This is a genomic window from Rhizobium sp. CFBP 8752, assembly GCF_014842035.1.
Taxonomy (GTDB): Bacteria; Pseudomonadota; Alphaproteobacteria; order Rhizobiales; family Rhizobiaceae; genus Neorhizobium; species Neorhizobium soli.
In genome coordinates this window covers 1,383,893-1,407,103 of sequence record NZ_JACYUZ010000001.1, presented here as the reverse complement: position 1 = coordinate 1,407,103, position 23,211 = coordinate 1,383,893, and the positions used below count along the sequence as shown (strand labels likewise).

The following is a 23,211-nucleotide window of genomic DNA, read 5'->3' as shown; positions in this document are numbered from 1 at the left end:
TTATAGACCGAACGGCCTCGTTTGCATAGCGGGTAGATAAGCGCCCGGCCGGGCTTCCACCAGTGCAACAAACGACGTCGAACCATCTCACATTGCTAAATTATATTCATCCCGGTCCAAACAGATCTCAGACCCGCTCGCCATTCCTGATGCGGTAGCTCGGAGTGTACATGGTCACCAGTTCCTCCGAAGCCGTCGGATGCACCGCCATCGTGCGGTCGAAATCGTCCTTCGTCACGCCGGCCTTGAGGCAGATGCCGATCAGCTGCGCCATTTCTCCGGCTTCGTGGCCGAGGATGTGGGATCCAATCACCTTGCGGCTCTCGGCATCGACGATCAGCTTCATGATCGTCTTTTCCTGCCGGCCGGAGAGCGTTGCCTTCATCGGCCGGAATTCCGCGCGGTAGACTTCGAGCTCGGCATAGCGCTTGGCCGCTTCCTCTTCCGAAAGACCGACCGTGCCGATTTCCGGCTGCGAGAACACCGCCGTCGCAATCAGCTCGTGATCCGGCTTGGTCGGATTGTTCCTGAACGCGGTCTCGATAAAGCACATCGCCTCATGGATCGCGACCGGCGTCAGCTGTACCCGGTTGGTGACATCGCCGAGCGCATAGATGTTTTCGATATTGGTGCGCGAATACTCGTCGACGACGATGGCACCGAGCTCGTCCACCTCGACACCGGCAGCCTCAAGTCCCAGACCATCGGTGTTCGGATCACGACCGAGCGCCAGCATCACCGTATCAACGGCAAGCGTTTCGCCGCCCATGGTCGACGCGATGAGATGACCGGCCGGAGATTTCGTCACCTCGGCGATCACGTCGGTGAGAATGACCCGCATCCCCTTGTCTTCCATCGCCTTGCGGAGTCCGTGGCGCATGTCCTGGTCGAACCGCGACAGGATCTCCTGGCCGCGATATATCAGCGTCACCTCGACGCCGAGGCCATGAAAGATGTTGGCGAATTCCACCGCGATATAACCGCCGCCGGCGATCAGGATCGATTTCGGCAGTTCCGGCAGATCGAAAGCCTCGTTGGACGAGATGCAGAGCTCGTAGCCGGGAAGGGCCACATGCGGGTTGGGTGTGCCGCCCGTGGCAATCACGATCTTGTCCGCCGTCACGGTTCTTCCGGATTTCACCAGGCGCACCGTATGGGCATCGACAAGCTCGGCCCGATCTTCGATCGCCTCGGCGCCGCTATTGGAGAGGTTGCGCTTGTAGATCGCCTCGAGCCTCGCGATTTCGGCATCCTTGGCAGCGATCAGCTTCTTCCAGTCGAAGCTGCTTTCGCCGACCGTCCAGCCGAAGCCGACAGCATCTTCGAAATGCTCCGAGAACTGCGACGCGTAGACAAGCAGCTTCTTCGGCACGCAGCCGCGGATGACGCAGGTGCCGCCGAACCGATATTCCTCGGCCACGGCTACCGTCTTGCCGAGCGACGCGGCAACGCGCCCTGCCCTGACGCCACCGGAGCCTGCACCGATCACGAACAGGTCATAGTCATAGGCGGTCATGGCAGGCTCCTGAAGAAAGAACATGGGTGGGATGCTTGGGGCATAGATAGGTGCCAGCCACATATAATGCTGCAGCCGCCATAAACAAAAGCCCGGATTTCTCCGGGCTTTTCAGAAGTCTTGTGGATCAGTCGATCAGGGCTTGGCAGCAGGCGTCGGAGCCGGCTTGGCGCCAGCCGCCGCAGGTGCCGGCGTATCGACGACAGGTGCCTTGATCGGGTTGGCATCGATAACGCCGCGCAGCTTGGCGGTCGCCTGGGTGTTCAGGTCGCGCGAAATGCCGTTGGCCCAGATTTCAGCCGCACGTCCGAGTTCGCGGGCAACCAGCGGCTGGTTGTTCAAAAGCTTCTTGCCGGCTTCGGTCGTGAAGAAGGTCGAGATCGTCTTCAGCTCATCGACGGAAAAGCTTTTGGCGTAGATCGTCGCGGCTTCCTTTTCGAGATCCGCGCGACGCGGAGCAAGCGCCAGCGCCTCTTGGTCGACGATGGCGTTGATCTGTTCCTGGAAGTTCGGCGAAGACTGGATAAACTGACCCTTCAACGCTTCGGCCATGTTGGGCAGAATGTTGTCGAACCGATCGGTGACGTTGAGCGAAGCGATAGCATCGCGCGCAGCCGCCATATGGGCCTCAGGAATTTCCTGGGCCTGAGCAGAAACGGAAAGGGCGCCGGACATCACAATTGCGAGGGCGGCAGCACGGCCAAGAACCGCGAATTTGATCATGGGTTGATTGCTCCTAAGGTTATTTCGCCTTCAACGTCCGCGCACCAGCCTCGCCGGCGATGATCGCAAAGGACGCGATGTGAATGAACAGCCCGTGCTCGACGACGCCGGGAATGAGATGAAGTTGAGCTGACAAGGCCTCTGCATCAGGAATGCGGCCAAAAGATGCGTCAAGAATATAGTGCCCGCCGTCGGTGCGGAACACATCTTCGCCACCGCGGCGCAGCTTCAGTTCGCCGGAAAGGCCGAGCCTGGAGGCCGCCTTTTCGATGGCAATGCGTGTCGAGGCCATCCCGAACGGATTGATCTCGATCGGCAGCGGAAACGCGCCGAGGGTTTCCACGACCTTGCTTTCGTCGGCAATCACGATCACCTGAGCAGACGCCGCCGCAACGATCTTTTCACGCAGCAAAGCACCGCCGCCGCCCTTGATCAGGGTCAGGTTCCCGTCCACCTCGTCGGTGCCATCGATCGTCAGATCGAGCTCCGGCAGTTCGTCGAGCGATTTGAGGGGAACGCCGAGTTCGACGCAAAGGCGGGCGGTCCGCTCCGAGGTCGGCACGCCGAGAACCTTCAGGCCGCCATGCACCTTTTCGGCCAGGAGACGAACGAACTCTTCGGCAGTCGAGCCTGTGCCGATGCCAAGACGCATTCCGTCTTCGACATATCCCAGCGCAGCCTCAGCCGCCTTGACCTTCATTTCTCGGGCGTCCATCCGCCAAAAGCTCCAGAATGTTCCTGCGGTCGCTGTTTACACGGCTCTTTTGACAAACGAAAGAGCCTAACGTCTTGCACACAGGCTTGCTGAGGTTTTGCGGCGTCGCCGGATCCGTGTTAGTCGCTGCCTTGCTTTTTTCTGTGTTGATATTCCAGCCGGCATTCATCGAAACCAAGAGGCACCCGTGAAAACTCCCCTCGTCATCTTCGATCTGGATGGTACCCTCGTTGATACCGCGCCCGATCTCATCGATAGCCTCAATCACACGATTGCCGCGGCCGATCTGCAGCCTGTCGCCTATGAGGACATCACCCATCTCGTCGGCCAGGGCGTGCGGATGATGATCGCCCGCGCCTTCCACCTGCGCAACACGCCGCTCGACGACGAACTGGCCGCGCGGCTTTTCGATCGCTTCATGGCGCATTACAAGGCGAATATGCCGGGCAAGAGCAAGGTCTATCCGGGTGTCATCGACTGTCTTGATCGCCTCGCATGTGCAGGCGTCCGGCTTGCCGTCTGCACCAACAAGCTGGAAGAACTGGCGCTGCCGCTGATGCACGGCCTTGGCCTTGCCTCGCGTTTCGACGTCATCACCGGCGGAGACACGTTTGCGGTCCGCAAACCCGATGCCGGGCATATTCTCGGCACGATCGAGAAGGCAGGCGCCGACCCGGCATGCAGCATCATGATCGGCGACAGCATCAACGACATCCTCGCCGCGCAAAATGCAAGGATTGGTTCGATCGCCGTCAGCTTCGGCTATTCCGACGTCCCGGTCGTGGACCTCAACGCTGACATCGTCATTGATCACTTCGACGATCTGACCGTCCAGGTCATCCGGCAGATGATCTGAAGTCGATACGAACGAAAACGGCGGCTCGAAGGCCGCCGTTTCCAATTGGACGTCAAGATTTTCAGCTTTAAGCCGAACGTGCCTTCGTGGTTGCCTCGAATGCCTTTCTCACGGCCGCGTCGCGATCGTAGACGTCGTCGAAATACTCGACCTTTCCGTCCTTGTTCGGCCATGCGGTAAAGTAGGAAACGTAGACCGGGATCTTTGCGGTCACCTTGGCCGCAACGTTTTCACCACCGGCGATCCGAGCATCGACCTCCTGCTCGGAAATGCCGAGGACGGCCGCAGCCATCTTGCGCGGTTCTGCGAGTCTCACGCAGCCATGGCTGAGCGCACGCATGTCACGCTGGAAGAAGCTCTTCGAAGGCGTGTCATGCATGTAGATCGCATGGGCGTTCGGAAACAGGATCTTCAGGTCGCCAAGAGCATTGTCGCTCGACGGAGGCTGACGGACCGAGACGTTCTGGGTCGAAGTGTACCAGTTGACGCTGCGCGACGGCACCGCCTTGCCATTGACCGCGACTTCATAGCCGAGACGATCGAGATAGGACGGGTCCGCGCGAAGCTTCGGCAGCATCTCGTTGACGATGATCGACTGCGGCACGCCCCAGTATGGGTTGAACTCGACCGTCTCGATCTCGTCCTGGAAGAAGAACGTCTGATGCGCCTTCGATCCCACAACTGTGCGCATCGAGAACTGCTCGGCGCCGTTCTCGTTGTAGTAAACGCGGAATGCAGGCTGGTTGATGAACACGTAGCGCTGACCGAGATCGCTCGGCAGCCAGCGCGCCTGTTCCATGGCGACCACAAGCTTTTCGATCTTGTCCTGCGACGTATGGCCGACCATCTTGCGAACGGTCGCCGCACCGATGACGCCATCGGCCTTCAGGCCTGCTTCGCTCTGGAACGTCTTGACCAGATCGACCAGCTCGGGCGTGTATTCCGGCGTCTGCTGGTAGCTCGCAAGCGTCGCTTCGTGCTTGGTCTTCAGCGCATCGGACCCCGAATGCTGGATCGCCGCCACAACAGCTGACAGATCAGGGCTGCTGTTGCCCGGCTTCAGGAGCAGATTGTCCGGGAGCTTCACGGCGGTCGCTTCACTCGCAGCTTCAGCACGCAGCCTGACAAGTTCGGCTTTTAAAGCCGTGAAATGCCGGTCCTGCGGAGCAAGGCCTGCAAGATAGGCGCCGGGTTCCTGACCTGTCGCCAGGAAAGCCATGACACCATTCAGATCGACGGTCTTCAGCTTGAAGTCGTGGAATCCGGAGATCTTGTTCGGATCGATGCGCCCGCGCGTCATATCCTGCGCAAACATCAATGCCTTGGCAGACAGAGCAAGCTCGAACTGCATCAGATCGCGGTCGTGACCCTCGGCCGGACCGGCGGCAGGTGATGCTACGGCAGGCGTTTCAGCCGTGGTGGTAGCTGTGTCCGGCGTGGCAGCGACGGGTGTGGCGGTTGCCGCTTCCGGCGCCGCGGCGGAGGGGGTTGCGGGGTCGACAGTGGCCTCGGCTTCAGCCGACGCGACCGGCGCTTCGGCAGGCGCGACGCTGGCGGTCGTCAGGTTCGGAACCTTCAACGCGTAGTCGGCGGGATCGAGACCGAAGTCGGCGGCCTTTTCCAGCACGCTGATCAGCGCCCGCGCATGGTCGTTGACATCGCCGCCGGAGACCCAGAGCGGAGCTGCGTTCTTGCTGTAATAGGCTTCGAGTGCGGACGCGATCGCAGACGGGGCCGAAACCTTTGCCTGCGCGATCAGGCGGGTCGCATCGGTCGCTGAAGCCGCGGCAAAGCCTGCGGTCTGCACGGCCCGGCTGGCATCGGCTTTATACGTATAGTAGCGGGGTCCGGACACCTTCGGCAGCGGCTCGGGATCGGCCAGCGCCTTTTCGGTGGGAGCAACAGTCGTCACGCCCGGAACGCCGTTGTCGGCGGCGCGGCTCTTGCCAGGGCCGCCTTTCAGGAAATCCATCAGGGTCAGGGCGTTGGCGGGGCTGGCCAGGACGGCAAAGGCCGAAATTCCGGAAACCAAAGCCAGAGCGAGCGAAGTCTTTTTGGTATCTTGCGCCAATTTTGTCCCCGTCATTTCCACCCGCTTGCAAATCTGCGGGATCAATTCATGCAGCCCGCCATCTATCCGATCGCGTGGCCTGTGGAAAGAAACGCCCGAGCACACACAAAGCCGGATCTGAGCGGCAAAGCATACGCGAACGCCGGCGAAGATTAAGAAATTATTCGTTAAATTTTCACCAATGGGTAACCTAGTTTATTTGGCCGACCATTGTTCCATCGGGCACAATTCCACGCGGCGTGACCGAAATGGCACGCGGACACGGTCACAAATCGACCCCGGCTGCGCTTGAAGTCACCCGGTAATGGTATAGTAATGCCGGCGCCGGTTTCGTGCCCGGCACGCGATAGTTCGCCCGCGTTCGCGGGCATGGGAGACAGAGGCGACACGATGACCACAACGCGCACCGAAACCGATACTTTTGGCCCGATCGACGTGGCCGCAGACCGCTACTGGGGCGCTCAGGCGCAACGTTCGCTTGGAAACTTCAAGATCGGCTGGGAAAAGCAGCCGCTGGCCGTGGTCCGTGCGCTCGGCATCGTCAAGCAGGCCGCAGCCGTCGCCAATATGGAACTGGCAGGCCTTGACAAGACCGTCGGCAAGGCGATCGTCGACGCTGCCCAGGAAGTGATCGACGGCAAACTCAACGATCATTTTCCGCTTGTGGTCTGGCAGACCGGTTCCGGCACGCAGTCGAACATGAACGCCAACGAAGTGATCTCCAACCGGGCGATCGAAGTCCTCGGTGGCGTCATGGGCTCCAAGAAGCCTGTGCACCCGAACGACCATGTCAACATGAGCCAGTCGTCGAACGATACGTATCCGACGGCCATGCACATTGCCTGCGTCGAAACCATCGTCCGCCATCTCCTGCCGGCGCTCAAGCACCTGCATGAGGCGCTGGAAGCCAAGGTGAAGGCTTTCGCCCACATCATCAAGATCGGCCGCACCCACACGCAGGACGCGACGCCGTTGACGCTCGGCCAGGAATTTTCCGGCTATGCCGCGCAGGTCGCCTCCGCGATCGCCAATATCGAGCTGACGCTTCCGGCGCTCTCCAAGCTTGCTCAGGGCGGCACTGCAGTCGGCACAGGCCTCAACGCCCCGGTCGGCTTTGCCGAAAAGGTCGCCGACGAAATCTCGAAGATCACCGGCCTGCCCTTCGTGACGGCGCCGAACAAGTTCGAGGCGCTCGCTTCACACGACTCGATGGTGTTTTCGCACGGCGCGATCAATGCGGCAGCAGCCGCCCTGTTCAAGATCGCCAACGACATCCGCTTCCTGGGCTCCGGTCCGCGTGCCGGCCTTGGCGAACTGTCGCTGCCGGAAAACGAGCCGGGCTCGTCGATCATGCCGGGCAAGGTCAACCCCACGCAGTCGGAAGCGCTCACACAGGTCTGCGCCCACATCTTCGGCAACCATGCTGCCCTCACCTTCGCCGGCAGCCAGGGGCATTTCGAGCTGAACGTCTACAATCCGATGATGGCCTACAACTTCCTTCAGTCGGTTCAGCTGCTCGGTGATGCTGCCGTTTCCTTTACCGACAACTGTGTCGTCGGCATCGAAGCGCGTGAAGACAATATCCGCAAGGGCGTCGAAAACTCCCTGATGCTGGTCACCGCACTGAATTCCAGGCTCGGCTACGACACCTGCGCCAAGATCGCCAAGACCGCGCACAAGAATGGCACCACGCTGCGTGAGGAAGCCGTTGGCGGTGGCTATCTGACGAACGAGGAGTTCGATCAGTATGTCCGTCCGGAAAACATGATCGGCCCCAAGTAAATCGGTCGCTATAGCGATGACGGGGTCGGTCAACCGATAGGCCCCGTCGTCAAGATTACATCTGGAATGAGCTAGACCGAAACATATGTTTGGCGCGTATCGCAAGCTCAGCCAAGATTTGCACTTTCACGCAATATAACATAGAATCATAATTAAAATAACGCGTACAAAATTGCGCAAATACAAACTGCTCTTAATTGTTTTCCAATATTCGTCACATATAAATTTATCCACACAGTGGATGAGGTCTAGTGGGGGTCGTCGATGACGACGGGTGTGGCGCCGAAGGCGCAATCCAGTGATTTGATCAGTCAAGTCATATACGCAATTCGGGCGATGGGGGTCGCTTCGATACCGCGTAATTATCAGCTATTCTATGAAGCTTACATCGGCTCCAACCCCGAGCTGGCACAGGATCTTGCGGCGCTGGGCTCACGCGCGACGCAAGAGGAACTCGACGACCTTTCTGCCCGGCACCTGGGAACGGGTCAGGTCGATGTCATCGAGAAGGCGCATGACCGCATCTTGACGGAGCTGGACTCTGTCTTGAAGCTGTTGCGTCAGGAACAGGCGTCGCTCGAAAGCTACAGCCGTCTTCTTGGCGAGACCGCCGTCCGTATCAATGCCAAAAGCAGCTTTTCGAGCGAGCTGATCCGCAACGCCGTCAGCCTCCTCAACGATGCCACCGGTGACAAGATCGCGCAGGGCGAAAAGACCGCCGGCGACATGGAGCAACGCTCGCAGGAAATGGATCAGGTTCGCCGCGAACTCGACGAGTACAAGCGGATCGCCAATACCGATTCCCTGACGCGGCTTTCCAACCGACGCGCCTTCGACGAGCGCCTAGCAACGATCTTCGACCATGCGCCAAGCCTGCCCGTGACGGCGCTGGTCCTTGCCGACATCGACAATTTCAAGAAGATCAACGACAGCTACGGCCATCCGGTCGGCGACAAGATCCTGTCGACCGTCGCCTCGGTCATCCGTTCGAACGTCCGCAAGGAAGTCTTCGTCGCACGCACAGGCGGCGAGGAGTTTGCGATCATCGTTCAGGGCAACACACCCGACGAGGTCATGATCATCTGCGAGCGGGTGCGTCGTGCTCTCGAAACGCGCGCCTTCCGCAATTCCCGCTCAGGCATCAACTATGGGCCAGTCACCATCTCGCTCGGATACTCGATGGCCTCGCAGGCTGCCGATCCGGGCGATCTCTACGCCCGCGCCGACACGGCCCTCTATCATGCCAAGAACTCCGGACGAAACCGGACCGTCTTCTACGAAGACAGCATGACCAAGGATTACGTCAGCAAGAGCTGGCTGATCTACAAGAAGTGACCGCCTGCCCTCACCACATCGTCTTGGCGGCACGGTCCGCCCAGTCGCGGTCATAGGTCTCCTTGTCGAAGTCGGCCTTTGCCGCCTTCAGCAAGGTGCCGGGCGTCGGAAGGGTCTTCGGGTCAACAAACCGAGCTGGGTTCCACAGTTCCGACCGCATCAGCGCCCGCGCGCATTGGAAATAGACCTCGTCGATAGCAATCACCGTCACGCTGCGCGGGTGCTTGCCGTCCATCTCGAAGCTTTGAAGCAGTCCGGGCTCCACCGACACCACCGCGCGACCATTGATCCGCATCGTCATCGTCGAGCCCGGCACGAGAAACATCAGGGCGACCCGCGGATCTCGAACGATGTTGATCAGCGAATCGATGCGGTTATTGCCACGCCAGTCCGGAAGCGCCAGCGTCCGCTCGTCCTCGATCCGCACCACCCCGCCGAGATCGCCGCGCGGCGAGCAGTCGATCCCTTCCGGCCCGACGGTTGCCAGCGCCACAAACGGTGACGCCTCGATCATCTGCCGATATTCGGATGTCAGAACGCGGGTCACCTTGGCAATCGATGCCTCGCTGCTGTCGCCATAGATCGCCTTCAGTTCGTCGACCGTCGTGATAACCGTCATCTTGCTGCCCCTTGCGCCGCGTCCTGTGCGGCCGCCCGTCGTTCCCGTTCGCGCGCCGTTTTGGCGGCGATGATGTCTGCCGGTTGCGCATTGCCCTTGATTAGCGAACGGCCGGCATAGATGCCGCCGACCTGTTCCAGCGCAAACCGTTCGCGATCGATCTCGCGGAATTCCTCGACCATCTGAAGCGCCGTCTCGTCGGCCTCACCCAGAGCGCGCAGAACCTCGCCTCCGAAGCTCAGCGCCGAATCGTAGGTTTCGCGGATCTGGTAATCGACGCCGGCCTTCAGCAGATCGATCGCATGACCGCGGTCATAGGCGCGGGCGAGAACCGGAACGAGCGGGAACTCTTCCTTGACGATCTCGGCGATCTTCAGCGCCGCTTCCTTGTCGTCCACACAGATCAGGATCGCCCTTGCCGTCGCCGCACCGGCTGCATGCAGGATCTCGGGTCGAACACCGTCGCCGTAATAGACCTTGAAGCCGAAATCGCCGATGTCGCGGATAAACTCCGCATTGCTGTCGATGATCGACAGCGTATAGCCTCGCGCCAGAACCGGCTGGCTGACGATCTGTCCGAAACGCCCGAAGCCGATCAACAGCACCGTATTTTCGATATTCTCTGGCTCGGCCAGACCGCTCGTATCCACTTCCGGCTTCGGCGCGGTGCGCACGTAGATCGCAACGACCAGCGGCGTCACCGCCATCGAGATAACGATCGTCGCCGTCAGCACGGCATTCGTATCGGAATCCAAGATGCCGACGGAGGCCGCCGCCGCGTAGAGCACGAACGCGAATTCGCCGCCCTGCGCCATCAGGATGGCACGGCCGAGACCTTCGGCGTGGGACGTGCCGAGCAGCCTTGCGACCCCGTAGATCACCAGCCCCTTGACGATCATGTAGGCGATCACGGCCAGAAGCACATGCTGCCAGTTGGCGGCAATCACCGACAGATCGACCGCCATGCCGACGCCGAGAAAGAACAGACCCAGCAGGATGCCGCGAAACGGTTCGATATCGGCCTCGAGCTGATGCCGGAAGGATGATTCGGACAGGAGAACGCCCGCAAGAAACGCGCCCATCGCCATCGACAGTCCCGCAAACTGCATCAGCAGCGCCGATCCGAGCACGACGAGCAGAGCCGCGGCGGTCATCACCTCCCGGGCGCCGGAGTTGGCAAGCAGCCGGAAGAACGGGTTAAGCAGGTATCGCCCGGCAAGAACGAGTGCGGCAAGCGCTGCAAACCCGATGCCGACCGATTGCAGCCGCTCGGTCAAGGATACGGCCTCGCCCTGCGCCGCCAGGAGGGCGACGATAGCCAGCAGCGGCACGATGGCGAGATCCTCAAACAACAGGATCGCAACGATATGCTGGCCCTTCGGCGTGTGCAGATGGTTGCGCTCCTGAAGCATCTGCATGACGATTGCCGTCGAGGTCAGGACGAAGCCGGTGCCGGCGACGAAGGCGACAGGCGCCGGATAACCGAAGCCGATCCCGACAGCCATCAGCAAAACAATACAGGCGCACACCTGAAGTGCGCCAAGCCCGAAAATATCCTTTCGCATGCTCCAAAGCCGCGATGGCTGCATTTCCAGGCCGATGACGAACAGGAACATGACGACGCCGAGTTCGGCAATGTGCAGGATCGCCTGCGGATCCGAGACAAGCTTCAGTCCAAAAGGCCCGATCGCCAAACCGGCGGCGAGATAGCCGAGCACGGATCCGAGACCGATCTTCTTGAAGAGGGGTGCCGCAATAACCGCTGCCCCGAGAAGCGCGACGACCTGAACCAGATCGCCCGCATTTGATTCCGCTGCCACCCCGACAATCCCCTTTGTTTTCGCAATCGCTTTAGCGCGTCTGCGTGACACTATCGCGGCTCAGTCCCTTGGCCGCCAGATCATTTTCGTAACCCTGGAAAAGCGCGTCGCCCTCGGTCCCGAGCTCGCGCAGATAGCGCCAGGTAAAGATACCGCTGTCATGGCCGTCGTCGAACGCGATGCGGACCGCATAATTGCCGGTCGCGACGACGTTGCGTATGCCCACAAGGCGCTTTCCCGGTACCGTCACCTTCTGGTCCGGGCTGTGGCCCTGAACTTCTGCGGAAGGCGAGAGCACGCGCATCATCTCGGCGGACAGGGCGTAAGACGCACCGTCTTCAAAGCGCACGGTCAGTGTTCTCTTGTCCGGCGAAACCCGCAATTCCGTCGGCCAGCTGTCGTTGGGAACGTCAGTCATGTTTCTCTTCCAATTTGAATGTCTCACGATTATGGACTTCGCTCATGCCTCGCAAGCCCGTTCGCCGTGAACGGTCCATCATCACGTTAAGGAGTACAAACCTTGACGTTGCCCCGGATCGGACCCAAGTTCTGGCGTCAGGAGTATTTACCCGTGAATTCATTTGTCATACCGCCACTGACTGCCGGCCCTGCCGCGACCAACGCACCGATGATCGACAAGTTTGGTCGCGCGGTGACCTATCTGCGTGTCTCGGTCACGGATCGCTGCGACTTTCGCTGTACCTATTGCATGGCGGAAAACATGACGTTCCTGCCGAAAAAGGACCTGCTGACGCTGGAAGAGCTCGACAGGCTCTGTTCGGCCTTCGTCGCAAAGGGCGTCCGAAAGCTTCGGCTAACGGGCGGCGAACCTTTGGTGCGCAAGAACATCATGTATCTGGTCCGCTCGATCGGTCGCCACATCGAAGAGGGCAATCTCGACGAGCTGACGCTGACGACGAACGGCTCCCAGCTCGCCCGCCACGCGCAGGAACTCTACGATTGCGGCGTGCGTCGCATCAACGTCTCGCTCGATACGCTCGATCCCGACAAGTTCAAGACCATCACACGCTGGGGTGACTTCTCCAAGGTCATGGAAGGCATCGATGCGGCGCAGAAGGCCGGCCTGAAGATCAAGCTGAATGCGGTCGCGCTCAAGGATTTCAACGAATTCGAGATCGCCGACATGCTGCGCTTCGCCCATGGCCGCGGAATGGACCTGACGGTCATCGAGACCATGCCCATGGGCGAGATCGAGGAAGACCGCACGGACCGCTATCTGCCGCTATCGAAGCTGCGAGCCGATCTCGAGCAGCAGTTCACATTCACTGACATCCCCTACAAGACCGGTGGCCCTGCCCGTTATGTCGAGGTGGCGGAAACCGGTGGCCGCGTCGGCTTCATCACGCCAATGACGCATAACTTCTGCGAAGGCTGCAACCGCGTCCGCCTCACTTGCACCGGCACGCTCTATATGTGCCTCGGCCAGAACGACGCTGCCGATCTTCGCGCAGCGCTGCGGTCCTCGGACGATCCTGCCGTTCTCTCGGCGGCGATCGACGAAGCGATCTCGCGCAAGCCGAAAGGCCACGACTTCATCATCGACCGCAACAACCGCCCGGCGGTGTCGCGGCACATGAGCGTCACCGGCGGGTGATGTAAACGAAGCAAAGTCAGATGTGAAAAGAGCCGGCTTGAGCCGGCTCTTTTCATTTTGGGACTGCAGCGATCGTCTCAGGCGACGTCGCGCCGCTGCTGATCGCGCCGGTCATAACTCCCCATGCCGTACTGTTCATGCGGTTCGCGGGTCTTGAACCGCTCGATCTTTTCGGAAAGAACGCCGACCCGTTGGCGCAGGCCGTGGATCTCGGCATTGTTTTCTTCCACCATCGCGGCGTTCCGCTGGGTGATGTGTTCCACTTCCTGAACCGCGCGGGTGACTTGGCTGATCCCCGTCGACTGTTCCTCGGCAGCATCGGAGATCTGCGTCACCAGTTTGCGCACGTCGGTCACATGGGCGATGATCTGCGAGAGCGCGCCACCTGTCTCTTCAACCAGGTGCACGCCATTGGTCACCTGAGCGGAACTTGCCGAGATCAGCCCCTTGATTTCGCGGGCAGCGCCTGCGCAGCGTTGCGCCAATTCGCGGACTTCCTGCGCGACCACGGCAAAACCGCGACCCGCCTCACCTGCGCGTGCGGCTTCGACACCGGCATTGAGCGCAAGCAGGTTGGTCTGGAAGGCGATCTCGTCGATGACGCCGATAATGGTTGCAATCTTCTCCGACGACCGGCTGATCTCGCCCATGGCGCCGACAGCGCGTGCCACGACCTCGCCCGAACGCACCGCGAAAGCTTCAGTCTCGTTGACGGACGTCGAGGTTTCGCGAGCGCTCTGCGCTGTTGCGCGGACGATGTCGCCGAGATGGCGGAGCGCACGTGAGCTCTGCTCGAGTGCTGCCGCCTGCTGCTCGGTGCGCCGGGCAAGGTCGTCGGCGGATGCCGCAAGATTGCCGGTGCCGCCTTCGATCTCGTCGGCCGTGGAACGGACGTCGGCAAGCGTGCCGCGCAACTCTTCGACAGCGCGGTTGTATGTGCGGGCCATCTCGATGAAATCCTCGGGCAGGTTTTCATCCATGGTCTGCTCCAGGTCGCCTTCGGCAAGCTGGCCGAGAACGCTCGAGAGAGCGGTCAGCGCCTGACGCTGTTCGGCGGCAATCCGGGCACGTTCGCTTGTGCGGCGGTCCGATTCGGCGCTCGAAAGCTCCCGTGCCGACGTCGCCTCTTTTTCCAGCCGGATATTCTCCAGCGCCGAATCGCGGAATACGCTGACCGAGCGCACCATGTCGCCGATCTCGTCGCCCCGCTCGCGGCCTTCGATCTTCACATCGAGATCGCCATCGGCCAGACGCTTCATGATCTCGGTGACGCGGCGCAAAGGTCCGCGCAGCGTCTCGACCAGCATGAGGCCGCCGGCGATGGCAAGCAGCGTGCCCGCCACCATGGCGATCACGGAAACCGTGGCCGAACGCTCGCTGTCTGCCTTGCCGACCTCCTGCGCCTGAGCCACGAAGTTCTTGAGGCCGGCCATGCCCGCCGTCAGCGTTTCTGTCGCCTTCGTGCGTGCCGCAGTCCATTCACCCGCGTTGACAATCGTCGTCGCCGTGCTCTTCTCCAGCGCGCTCAGCAGTGTCGCAAGGGTCGATCCAAAGTCGCGGGTGGCGGCATTGCGTGAATTGAGTTCGGAGACTTTTGCGCTTGTTGCCCTCAGCGCCACGATGTCGGCAATGATATGCGAACGTGCTTCATCGGTCGGCACCGTCATGAAACGCTCGGCATGCAGCTGCATCGCGTTCGAAATCTGGAGCGACTGGTCGATCTGGTCGAGAACGCTTTTCAGCACTTCCACCTCGCCTTCGAGATCGACGAAACGCTCGGCTGCGTCACCGGATTTCTTCGTCACTTCGGCGGCAAGTTCCCCCTGCGGTCTCATGAAGGCACTTGTCGCAATGCGCAGGGCCTGGGCCTTGTCGGCAACCGGCTTGTCGCTGGCGATGACGGCCAGAAGCTGATCGGCCGACTGCTCAATCGGCGCCATGGCCGCCTTGCCGTTGGACGACAGCATCGGCGCGACGATCGCGAACTCCTTTTTCAGAGTGTGGCCGTAAAGCTCCGCGCCCTTGACGGTGGCTTCGTCGGTTTCGGAGGCCCGCACGGCATTGCGCAGATTTTCCAGCCGACGCGCGACGGATCGATACGCGTAGGCTTCAAACAGCTGCCGCTTGGCGAATTTCTCCTTGCCGTCAAACTGTTTCTGGATGATCTCGACCTGCTTGTCGACGCCGTTGGAAGCATCGCGCACGCCTTTGAGGATCTGATTGATCTCCTCGACATTGCGCTTGCGCATCTGTTCGATCACCCACAGCCCATCCGTGTCGGCGGAGAGCTTAGCCGCGAGCTCGCGGACAACGGCTATCCGGTTACGGTCACCCTCGGTCTGCAACAGCCCTTGCAACCGGCCGACGCCGTCTGCCTGACGCGCGATACTGGACCGCAGGGTCGCGACGGTCTGATCCGACGGAGCCTCGGTGAATGCCTGAAGCGATGACTGGAGGTCTTCGAAATCGCCGATATTTTCGATCGTGGCACGCGTCACGGTCATATGACCGTTCAGCGTTTCGGCCGTATAGAAGCCAGCCATTCCCACGCCTGCAATGAGAAGCACCAGTGGCACGACGAAGAGAAGAACCTTGGTGACAATTTTGCGTCTTTGAAGCAGACGATCGACGAATGACATGGAACCCCCGGGTTGTTGAGTAGCCCCCGGCTCCGCTGTTCATTCGCGGGTTATCCAGCAAGCGCCCCCACGTCATGCGGGTAACATTGCTGCACACAATCTGCAAATTCGGTTGAACAAGCGTTAACTCAAGGATGTCCGAGTTGCGATTTCGCAAGAACGGGGACATGTGGCTGCTGGCGGACCGTTTGAAGCTGCGTTAAGACGGCGCGGTCCCGAGGAGACATCATGAGTCTGTCCGAAAACGCACGCGGCGCCCTGGTTATGGCGTTCGCCATGGCGGCATTTACCTTCAACGACGCTTTGGTCAAATCCGTTACGTCAGAGCTCAGCATTGCACAGATCATTGCCGTGCGCGGGGTCATGACCACAACCCTCGTCTATTTCATCGCGCGCCACCTTCGCGCGTCGATTTCGCTGAAAACGCTGAGCCATCCCCTCGTCCTCTTGCGAGGATTTTGCGAACTCGGCGCCACCCTTGCGTATTTCACCGCGCTCGCCCGGCTCGAATTTGCCACCGCTGCCTCCATCATGCAGTCGCTGCCACTGGTCGTCACGCTTGGCGCAGCACTCATTTTTCGTGAACCGGTTGGCTGGCGGCGCTGGAGCGCGATCGGGGTCGGGCTCGTTGGCGTCCTTCTCATTCTGCGCCCCGGCGCGGAAGGCTTTTCGGCGGACGCGATCTATCCGCTCATCGCTTTATGCTTCACCGCCTGCCGCGACCTGACGACCCGGCGGATCAGCGCCGAAATCCCGACCATCAGCATCACCTTCTTCACGAGTTTCGCCAACACGCTTCTCGGCATTATCCTGATCATGCCGATGGGTGGCTGGCAACCGGTAAGCGCCGGCACCTTCTCCATTCTCGTCCTGACATCGCTCCTGGTTTTTGCGGGTTATCAGACCGTGATCATGGCGATGCGCACGGGAGAGGTCTCGTTTGTGACGCCGTTCCGCTACACGAGCCTGATCTGGGCTCTGGCGATCGGGATCCTGTTCTTCGGCGAGGAGCCGAGCGGCAGCATGCTTGCGGGAGCGGCAATCGTTATCGGCTCCGGTCTCTACACGTTCGCGCGCGAGAAAAAGAGGAAGCAGCAGGTCGCGACCGCCGCCGACGTCGCCCCGCCCGGCTCCACGCAGACGAGAGAAACGGGCCGATGATAACTGCCTTAAACAATCTCCCGGCTCTCATTCTCGCCGGCGGCCGATCCAGCCGCATGGGGCAAAACAAGGCTGATCTGCCGCTCGCCGGAAAGACGATCCTCGGCCATGTCGTCGATCGGCTCGCGCCTCAGGTGATATCGATCGTTCTGAATGCGCCCGAAGCCCCAGAGAATATTCGCGGGCTACGTCTCGTTCCCGACTTGAGACCGGGCCAGGCCGGCCCGCTCGAAGGCGTCCTGGCCGGGCTTTTCGACCTGCAGGCGCAGGACACCGATGCGTCCCATATGGTGACGGTCCCCTGCGACAGTCCGTTCCTGCCGCTCGATCTGGTGGCACATCTCAAAGCCGACGCTGGCCCTGAAACCATTGCCGTCGCTACGTCGGATGGTCGTACGCATCCCGTTTTCGCGCTCTGGCCGAAGTCGATCGCCGACGACCTCGAAAAATGGCTTGTTGATCCCGACAACCGTCGCCTTCGGGCATTTCTGGATCGCCATTCGACGGTCTATGTGGATTTCCCAATTCTCGACATCGGCGGCGACATGCTCGATCCTTTTCTCAATATCAACACTCCGGAGGATCTGGCCTTGGCCAAGCGCTTCACCGAGGCTCTGAGATGACAGTGCCGCCCCGTGTCTTTGGAATTGCAGGCTGGAAGAACTCCGGCAAGACCGGCCTTGCCGTGCGACTGGTGATGGAGTTCACCCGCCGCGGCTACAAGATCTCGACGATCAAGCACGCCCACCACGATTTCGACATCGACAAGGTCGGCGCCGACTCGTTCCGGCACCGTCAGGCCGGCGCGCATGAAGTGACGATCGTCTCCGGCACCCGGTTTGCCATCATGCACGAGCTGCGCGGCGATCCGGAACCCAGTCTGCAGGACGTTCTCGATCGTATCGCGCCCTGCGATCTGGTGCTGATAGAGGGCTACAAGCGCGAGCCTGTGCCCAAGATCGAGGCCCGAAGGCTCGAATCGAAAAGCCGCGAGCCACTGGCTCCGACCGATCCGCACATTGTTGCCATCGCTGCCGATCATGCGGTGGAGGGTACGTCCCTGCCCGTCTTCGATCTCGACGACACGGTCGCCATCGCGGATTTCATCGCGGACGTCGTTTCTCTCCCGCAGAAATGAAAACGCCCGGATAAACCGGGCGCTCTCTGATCAACTCTGGTGAACCGTACTATTTCGACGCAACCGGCTTTACCAGCGCCGTGATGCGGCGGATGGTGACGCGGCGGTTTTCCTGGTTCGGTCCGTCGGTGCGAACCTTCAGGTAGCGTTCGCCGTAGCCCTGGGTCGCCAGGTTTTCCGGCGGGATGCCGTAAGCGTCGGTCAGAACGCGGGCGACGCTTTCCGCACGCTCGTCGGACAGGACGAGGTTGGCATCATCCGCGCCGACGGCGTCGGTATGGCCTTCGATCAGGAAGGTTTCAGCCGGGTCCTTCTTCAGCACCTGGTTGATCGCATCCGCAACCTTGCGCAGCGAGCTTGCCTGATTCATCGGAATTTCGGCACTGCCTGTTGCAAAGGTGACCGTATCCAAGTCGATACGACGAACCTTGTCGCGGATACGGGCCGAGTAGCGAACCTCATCCAGCGAATAGACGCGCTCGACCTGTTCGACCGGCGGCTGTTCGAGGAACTCGTAGTAGTTCCGGTCAGGCTCCGACGACGTGTCGATAATGTAGTCGTCGAGCGGAACGTCGAGACGCATCGGCGGCAGATCGTCACCCGGATCGCGCCAGGTATAATCCGCACCACGGTTTTGTTCCGACAGTTCCGGCGCATAGTAGAGAACGTATTCCTCACCGCCGCGCACGATACGCGACCGCTGGACGATCTCGCCGTAACGGTTGCGCACGGTGACGATCCGGGTGCCGTCGTCGCGTTCGATCACTTCACGTACACGACCATCGCGCAGACGCTCGTATTCCGGCTGGCGACCGTCTTCTTCATAGAAGCGGCGGCTGTCATCGTGGCGCACGACCGACTGGTTGTCGATCGAGATGATCACGCGGCCACGATCCCTGCTGCGATCGTTACGACCGACGTCCTGGCCGTCCTGGCCGCGATAATCCCAGCCACGCGGGCGATCGAACTGCGGACGACGGTCGAGCCGTTCGCCGCGCTCTTCGGACAGTTCGCGGAAATTGCGCCTCTGGTCCGCTGTCTCCCGGGTGTTGGACTGGGAATCAGCGTCGGAACGTGGCGGTGCACGATCCGCCTGCTGGGCATCGCGATCGCGGTCGCGGCGCGGACGCTCACCATCGCGGTCCGGACGACGCGGACGTGCATCTTCCTTGGCGCTGTCGAGCACCGCTGCACCGTTTTCGACCGGCAGGGTCGGCTGTTCGCCGCGCTGCGCAGACTTCGGATCCTTCGCCAGTTCCTTGGCGCGCTCCACCTTGTCAGGCGTATCGGCAACCTGCGGCGGCCGCGGACGGCCGTTTGCGGGCTGATCGGTCTCCGGCTGGTTGCGATCGGCCTGGTTGCGATCGGGACGATCACGGCCGGGCTCGTTCGGATTGGCCTGATCGGCATCACCCGGGCGACGGTTGTTCTGGTCGCGGTCGGCTGGGTTACGGTCAGCCTGATTACGGTCTGGGCGAGCCGCGTCTGGCTGCGCTGCAGTATCCGGACGGGTCTGGTCGCGCTGGTTGCGATCCTTGGCGTCGCGCGGTGGCGTAGCCCCGTTCTCAGCGTCGGTGTCGCGAGCATTGCGTTCCGCAGCCTTCGGATCAACCTTGGGGTCGGCCTTCGGATCTACCTTGTTGCGATCGCCCTGCGCGCGCGGACGCTCAGGCGACTGTTCATCGCCGGCCTTTTCGCGCTGCGGACGAGCCTGATCCGGATCGGCCTGGTCTGGCTTTGCACGATCAGCCTGTGCCTTTTCAGGCTTGGCCGGCTTTGCATCGTCCGGCTTTGCCCTGTCGGCAGCATCGGCTTTGGACGGATCGGCGCGGTCACGGGATGGCTTCGGGCGCTCGCCTTCGGCATTGGAACGGTCCGCTGCAGGCGGACGCTCCTTGGCATCGCTTCCCTGCGCTTCACGGCGCGGGCGTTCGCCTGCTGCAGGAGCATCCTGCTGACGCTCGGCATCGCGGCGCGCTGGCTTCTTCTGCTCGGGCTCGCCCTGTTCAGCCTGCGCGCGGCGTGCTGGACGCTCGCTTGCGCCGCCGTTGTCTTCAGCCTGCTGGCGACGCTGCAGGCGCTCGCTGGCACCGCCACCGTCTTCCGCGGCCTGGCGACGCTGCGGCCGCTCTGGCTTGTCTTCGCCCTGGCCTGCTTCGCTCTTTTCGCGGCGCGGACGCTGCGGCTTTTCGCCACCACCATCTTCAGGCGCGATGACTTCCTGCTGAACCTGGATGAAACCTGGTACCGAGGCCGGAGCCTGGTTGACTTCGATGGCGGCCTTCAGCGGCATGGCACCAACCGGCTGCAGCATCAGCGGCAGCGACAGCACCGGCGCAGCCACGCTGGCAAACAGTCTGAATTTTTTAGACATGCAATCTTCCTCTTCTCAAGCGTCTCTTCCCTTGGCGCATCCCGTATTATGCATCGTTCGAAAGAATGACCTCGGGCTGACGCGCCGGCTGAACGGGTATTCAACCGATATGGTTCCGCAAAGACTGTTCCCAACCACATGAATGACAACTGAATGCCGCGTTCACCTCCCGCGAGGTGTCATCAGGCAGGAAAATGCCGTTGCAATTTCCCGTTGGCCGGTATCTATAAAACGTCAGACGGGGCGAGCTGGCCTTAAGCCCCGCAACCCGGATGGCGTATGAATTCAACGCCGCCGGTCTTGCCAACAGAGAGGATCATTATGACTATGTCCCGCCTTTTCGCAGCTGCATCCATCGCGGCTGTATCGCTTTTCGCCGGATCCGCGCTTGCCCAGGAAAAGCTCACGATCGGCACCGAGGGCGCTTACCCGCCCTTCAACGTTCTCGAATCCAACGGCAATCTGACCGGTTTCGACATCGACATTGCCAAGGCGCTGTGTGACGAGATGAAGGTCACCTGCACCTTCGTCACCAACGACTGGGATGGCATCATCCCGGCGCTGCAGTCGAAGAAGTTCGATGCTATCATCGCCTCCATGTCGATCACGCCGGAGCGCATGCAGCAGGTTGCGTTCTCGAAGAAATATTACAACACGCCGCCGGCAGTCGCCGTGCCGAAGGATTCGCCGCTGAAGGATGCGACCGCGGCCTCGCTCAAGGGCAAGACGCTCGGCGCCCAGGGTTCGACCACCCACTCGAACTACACCGAAAAGCATTTTCCTGATTCCGAACTGAAGCTCTACCCGACGTCTGACGAGTACAAGCTCGACCTCACCAACGGCCGCATCGACGGCGTTGTGGACGACATCGTCGTCCTGTCGGAATGGGTGAAGTCCGAAGCCGGCAACTGCTGCAAGATCCTTGCACCGCTCCCGGTGGATGCTGAAATTAATGGCGAAGGCGCCGGCATTGCCGTGCGCAAGGACGAAACGGCACTGGCCGACAAGTTCACCGCCGCGATCGCCGCCATCCGCGCCAACGGCAAATACGCCGAAATCAACAAGAAGTATTTCGACTTCGACGTGTACGGCGACAAGTAATCGTCTATACGCCGGAATATGAACGGCGGAAGGCTTGCCCTTCCGCCGTTTTCCTTTTTAATGACACCTATGACTGAAGCGGCGCCTTAAAAGCCGCATGGGGAACGAACCGGAATGACCCTATGAGCGGATGGCTCTCCGCCCTCTTCGATACGCTCGACCCGTTTTGCGGCCCGGCCGGCATCTTTACCTGGCTCGGCCAAGGTTCCCTGATTGCCTGCGGCGACGCCGGATGGGGCGACGAGATCGCCTTTGGCGTCAAGGTGACGATCACGCTGGCCTTGGCGACCCTGCCGGTCGGCCTCGTCATCGGCTTTCTGATCGCGCTCGCAGCACAGTCGGAGGAACGGCTGCTGCGGCTGGCCGCCGGCATCTACACGACGATCTTCCGTGGCCTTCCCGAGCTGCTCACGCTGTTCATCGTCTACTACGGCGCCCAGATCCTTCTCCAGACAGTGCTGTCGACCTTCGGCTATGACGGCCGCGTCGAGATCAACGCCTTCGTCGCCGGCATGGTGGCGCTTGCGGTCGTGTTCTCCTCCTACTCGTCGGAAGTGCTTCTCTCTGCCTTTCGCGCCATCCCGCGCGGCCAGTATGAGGCCGGCGATGCGCTTGGCCTTCGGCGCTGGCGCACGATGTTCCTGATCGTCCTGCCGCAGCTGATCCGCATCGCGCTGCCGGGCCTCACCAATCTCTGGCTGATCTTGCTGAAGGATACGTCCTACGTCTCGGTCATCGGCCTTGCCGATATCATCCGCCAGACAGGCATTGCCGCGCGCGTCAGCCGCGAGGCGTTCTTCTTCTACACCATCGCCTGCCTTCTTTATCTGGCGCTCGCGATGATCTCCTCGTTCGGGCTCGGCTTCATCGAACGCTGGGCCAAACGCTCGGGAGTATCGCGATGAGCTTTGTGAAAGAGCTGATACCGGCACGCCCGGCGCCCGCCGTCGCCGAGAGGCCGCTCACCGCCGCCAAGGTCACCGGCATGATCGTGCTGGTGCTCTGGGGCCTGCTGGCGGTCGCGCTTGTCATGATGGTGATCAACGGCTGGGATACGGCCAAGTTCGAGCGATACGGACCGCGCTACCTGAACGGCCTGTGGACGACCATCTCGATCGTCGGCATCTCCATCGTTCTCGGCGCGCTGCTTTCGCTGCCGATCGCGTTCGCCCGCATGTCGAAGAACCGCGTGCTCAACACGATCGCCTACGCCTACGTCTATCTGTTCCGCTCGACGCCGCTGCTCGCGCAGCTCTTCCTGATCTATTACGGTCTCGGCAGTTTCAGGGCGGAACTGGAATCCGTCGGTCTCTGGTGGTTCTTCCGCGAGGCCTGGTATTGCGGACTGTTCTCGCTGACGATCAACACGGCCGCGTATCAGGCCGAAATCCTGCGCGGTGCCATCGAAAGCGTGCCGCGCGGCCAGCACGAAGGCGCCGCGGCGCTGGGCATTTCCAAGCGCATCACGCTGCGCAAGGTCATCCTGCCGCAGGCACTGATCGTCGCCCTTCGCCCTTACGGCAACGAAGTGATCCTGATGATCAAGGGCTCCGCTGTGGTCGCGATCGTTACCGTCTTCGATCTGATGGGCGAGACGCGCTATGCCTTTTCGCGCACCTTCGACTACCAGACCTATCTCTGGGCGGCGATCTTCTACCTGACGATGGTCGAAGCGCTGAGGCACCTCTGGGCATTCATGGAAGCCCGCCTGACCCGTCACCTGAAACGCTAGTCCAGATTGCCAAA

The 23,211-nt window shown here is 61.1% G+C and carries 19 protein-coding genes; 10 read left to right on the top strand and 9 right to left on the bottom strand.

Annotated features, from left to right (window positions below; genetic code table 11):
* Window positions 1–127 precede the first annotated feature (127 nt).
* The 3 genes from gor to rpiA form a co-directional block, all read right to left on the bottom strand.
* Window positions 128–1,516 carry a glutathione-disulfide reductase gene (gene gor / locus IFT59_RS06690; RefSeq protein ID WP_192086414.1) on the bottom strand — a complete coding sequence of 463 codons (1,389 nt, stop codon included), beginning with the start codon at window positions 1,514–1,516 and terminating at the stop codon, window positions 128–130.
* A gap of 135 nt (window positions 1,517–1,651) precedes the next feature.
* Complete coding sequence (locus IFT59_RS06685; RefSeq protein WP_192086413.1) at window positions 1,652–2,239, bottom strand: DUF2059 domain-containing protein; 588 nt, start codon at window positions 2,237–2,239, stop codon at window positions 1,652–1,654.
* Between the two features lie 19 nt (window positions 2,240–2,258).
* A complete protein-coding gene (rpiA, locus tag IFT59_RS06680) occupies window positions 2,259–2,954 on the bottom strand; it encodes a ribose-5-phosphate isomerase RpiA (protein WP_062456553.1) in 696 nt (231 codons plus the stop codon).
* A 187-nt stretch (window positions 2,955–3,141) separates the two neighbouring features.
* On the opposite strand from rpiA, the gene IFT59_RS06675 reads away from it, so the two are divergent.
* The gene (locus IFT59_RS06675) at window positions 3,142–3,810 is read left to right on the top strand and encodes an HAD family hydrolase (RefSeq protein WP_092660805.1); all 669 of its coding nucleotides are present in this window, start codon (window positions 3,142–3,144) and stop codon (window positions 3,808–3,810) included.
* A 67-nt stretch (window positions 3,811–3,877) separates the two neighbouring features.
* On the opposite strand, the gene IFT59_RS06670 is transcribed toward IFT59_RS06675, so the two are convergent.
* Entirely contained in the window at window positions 3,878–5,881 is a 2,004-nt protein-coding gene (locus IFT59_RS06670; protein ID WP_249407508.1) for a L,D-transpeptidase family protein, read from the bottom strand.
* A gap of 390 nt (window positions 5,882–6,271) precedes the next feature.
* Between IFT59_RS06670 and fumC the strand changes: the two genes are divergently transcribed.
* The gene (gene fumC, locus IFT59_RS06665; RefSeq protein ID WP_062580887.1) at window positions 6,272–7,663 is read left to right on the top strand and encodes a class II fumarate hydratase; all 1,392 of its coding nucleotides are present in this window, start codon (window positions 6,272–6,274) and stop codon (window positions 7,661–7,663) included.
* Window positions 7,664–7,927: 264 nt separating this feature from the next.
* Window positions 7,928–8,998 carry a GGDEF domain-containing protein gene (locus IFT59_RS06660; RefSeq protein WP_062456544.1) on the top strand — a complete coding sequence of 357 codons (1,071 nt, stop codon included), beginning with the start codon at window positions 7,928–7,930 and terminating at the stop codon, window positions 8,996–8,998.
* Window positions 8,999–9,008: 10 nt separating this feature from the next.
* On the opposite strand, the gene IFT59_RS06655 is transcribed toward IFT59_RS06660, so the two are convergent.
* From IFT59_RS06655 to IFT59_RS06645, 3 genes are read right to left on the bottom strand one after another with little or no spacing between them, the layout of a single operon-like run.
* Entirely contained in the window at window positions 9,009–9,617 is a 609-nt protein-coding gene (locus IFT59_RS06655) for a pyridoxamine 5'-phosphate oxidase family protein (protein WP_192086411.1), read from the bottom strand.
* Complete coding sequence (locus tag IFT59_RS06650; protein ID WP_062456538.1) at window positions 9,614–11,437, bottom strand: monovalent cation:proton antiporter-2 (CPA2) family protein; 1,824 nt, start codon at window positions 11,435–11,437, stop codon at window positions 9,614–9,616. Before IFT59_RS06650 ends, IFT59_RS06655 begins: the two co-directional genes overlap by 4 nt.
* A gap of 31 nt (window positions 11,438–11,468) precedes the next feature.
* On the bottom strand, window positions 11,469–11,855 hold the full coding sequence (locus IFT59_RS06645) for a gamma-butyrobetaine hydroxylase-like domain-containing protein (protein WP_113110589.1): 387 nt from the start codon (window positions 11,853–11,855) through the stop codon (window positions 11,469–11,471).
* 210 nt (window positions 11,856–12,065) lie between these two features.
* Here IFT59_RS06645 and moaA point away from each other — a divergent pair, with 210 nt between their 5' ends.
* Window positions 12,066–13,052 (top strand): GTP 3',8-cyclase MoaA, encoded by a 987-nt coding sequence (gene moaA / locus IFT59_RS06640; RefSeq protein WP_192087126.1) that lies wholly within the window; start codon window positions 12,066–12,068, stop codon window positions 13,050–13,052.
* Between the two features lie 77 nt (window positions 13,053–13,129).
* Here the strand turns inward: moaA and IFT59_RS06635 are convergent, their stop codons facing one another.
* Window positions 13,130–15,691, bottom strand: a complete 2,562-nt coding sequence (locus IFT59_RS06635) for a methyl-accepting chemotaxis protein (RefSeq protein WP_192086410.1) — start codon at window positions 15,689–15,691, stop codon at window positions 13,130–13,132.
* A gap of 228 nt (window positions 15,692–15,919) precedes the next feature.
* On the opposite strand from IFT59_RS06635, the gene IFT59_RS06630 reads away from it, so the two are divergent.
* From IFT59_RS06630 to mobB, 3 genes are read left to right on the top strand one after another with little or no spacing between them, the layout of a single operon-like run.
* Window positions 15,920–16,852, top strand: coding sequence for a DMT family transporter (locus tag IFT59_RS06630; RefSeq protein ID WP_062456526.1), 933 nt, complete (start codon window positions 15,920–15,922; stop codon window positions 16,850–16,852).
* Window positions 16,849–17,475 carry a molybdenum cofactor guanylyltransferase MobA gene (gene mobA, locus IFT59_RS06625; RefSeq protein WP_197978030.1) on the top strand — a complete coding sequence of 209 codons (627 nt, stop codon included), beginning with the start codon at window positions 16,849–16,851 and terminating at the stop codon, window positions 17,473–17,475. Before IFT59_RS06630 ends, mobA begins: the two co-directional genes overlap by 4 nt.
* Complete coding sequence (gene mobB, locus IFT59_RS06620; protein WP_192086409.1) at window positions 17,472–17,990, top strand: molybdopterin-guanine dinucleotide biosynthesis protein B; 519 nt, start codon at window positions 17,472–17,474, stop codon at window positions 17,988–17,990. Before mobA ends, mobB begins: the two co-directional genes overlap by 4 nt.
* Before the next feature lie 49 nt (window positions 17,991–18,039).
* Here mobB and IFT59_RS06615 read toward each other — a convergent pair whose 3' ends face one another.
* Window positions 18,040–20,364, bottom strand: coding sequence for an OmpA family protein (locus IFT59_RS06615; RefSeq protein ID WP_192086408.1), 2,325 nt, complete (start codon window positions 20,362–20,364; stop codon window positions 18,040–18,042).
* 321 nt (window positions 20,365–20,685) lie between these two features.
* Here IFT59_RS06615 and IFT59_RS06610 point away from each other — a divergent pair, with 321 nt between their 5' ends.
* The 3 genes from IFT59_RS06610 (at window position 20,686) to IFT59_RS06600 (ending at window position 23,197) form a co-directional block, all read left to right on the top strand.
* Window positions 20,686–21,465 carry an ABC transporter substrate-binding protein gene (locus tag IFT59_RS06610; protein WP_062456519.1) on the top strand — a complete coding sequence of 260 codons (780 nt, stop codon included), beginning with the start codon at window positions 20,686–20,688 and terminating at the stop codon, window positions 21,463–21,465.
* Window positions 21,466–21,587: 122 nt separating this feature from the next.
* Window positions 21,588–22,370, top strand: coding sequence for an ABC transporter permease (locus tag IFT59_RS06605; protein WP_092660785.1), 783 nt, complete (start codon window positions 21,588–21,590; stop codon window positions 22,368–22,370).
* Complete coding sequence (locus tag IFT59_RS06600; protein ID WP_092660783.1) at window positions 22,367–23,197, top strand: ABC transporter permease; 831 nt, start codon at window positions 22,367–22,369, stop codon at window positions 23,195–23,197. The genes IFT59_RS06605 and IFT59_RS06600 overlap by 4 nt, the downstream gene beginning before the upstream one ends.
* Window positions 23,198–23,211: the final 14 nt, after the last annotated feature.

Excerpts from the sequence above, each read along its gene's own strand:
- gor (WP_192086414.1), bottom strand. The coding sequence starts at position 1,516 with ATGACCGCCTATGACTATGACCTGTTCGTGATCGGTGCAGGCTCCGGT.
- IFT59_RS06685 (WP_192086413.1), bottom strand. The coding sequence starts at position 2,239 with ATGATCAAATTCGCGGTTCTTGGCCGTGCTGCCGCCCTCGCAATTGTG.
- rpiA (WP_062456553.1), bottom strand. The coding sequence starts at position 2,954 with ATGGACGCCCGAGAAATGAAGGTCAAGGCGGCTGAGGCTGCGCTGGGA.
- fumC (WP_062580887.1), top strand. The coding sequence starts at position 6,272 with ATGACCACAACGCGCACCGAAACCGATACTTTTGGCCCGATCGACGTG.
- IFT59_RS06660 (WP_062456544.1), top strand. The coding sequence starts at position 7,928 with ATGACGACGGGTGTGGCGCCGAAGGCGCAATCCAGTGATTTGATCAGT.
- IFT59_RS06655 (WP_192086411.1), bottom strand. The coding sequence starts at position 9,617 with ATGACGGTTATCACGACGGTCGACGAACTGAAGGCGATCTATGGCGAC.
- IFT59_RS06645 (WP_113110589.1), bottom strand. The coding sequence starts at position 11,855 with ATGACTGACGTTCCCAACGACAGCTGGCCGACGGAATTGCGGGTTTCG.
- moaA (WP_192087126.1), top strand. The coding sequence starts at position 12,066 with ATGATCGACAAGTTTGGTCGCGCGGTGACCTATCTGCGTGTCTCGGTC.
- IFT59_RS06635 (WP_192086410.1), bottom strand. The coding sequence starts at position 15,691 with ATGTCATTCGTCGATCGTCTGCTTCAAAGACGCAAAATTGTCACCAAG.
- IFT59_RS06630 (WP_062456526.1), top strand. The coding sequence starts at position 15,920 with ATGAGTCTGTCCGAAAACGCACGCGGCGCCCTGGTTATGGCGTTCGCC.
- mobA (WP_197978030.1), top strand. The coding sequence starts at position 16,849 with ATGATAACTGCCTTAAACAATCTCCCGGCTCTCATTCTCGCCGGCGGC.
- mobB (WP_192086409.1), top strand. The coding sequence starts at position 17,472 with ATGACAGTGCCGCCCCGTGTCTTTGGAATTGCAGGCTGGAAGAACTCC.
- IFT59_RS06615 (WP_192086408.1), bottom strand. The coding sequence starts at position 20,364 with ATGTCTAAAAAATTCAGACTGTTTGCCAGCGTGGCTGCGCCGGTGCTG.
- IFT59_RS06610 (WP_062456519.1), top strand. The coding sequence starts at position 20,686 with ATGACTATGTCCCGCCTTTTCGCAGCTGCATCCATCGCGGCTGTATCG.
- IFT59_RS06605 (WP_092660785.1), top strand. The coding sequence starts at position 21,588 with ATGAGCGGATGGCTCTCCGCCCTCTTCGATACGCTCGACCCGTTTTGC.
- IFT59_RS06600 (WP_092660783.1), top strand. The coding sequence starts at position 22,367 with ATGAGCTTTGTGAAAGAGCTGATACCGGCACGCCCGGCGCCCGCCGTC.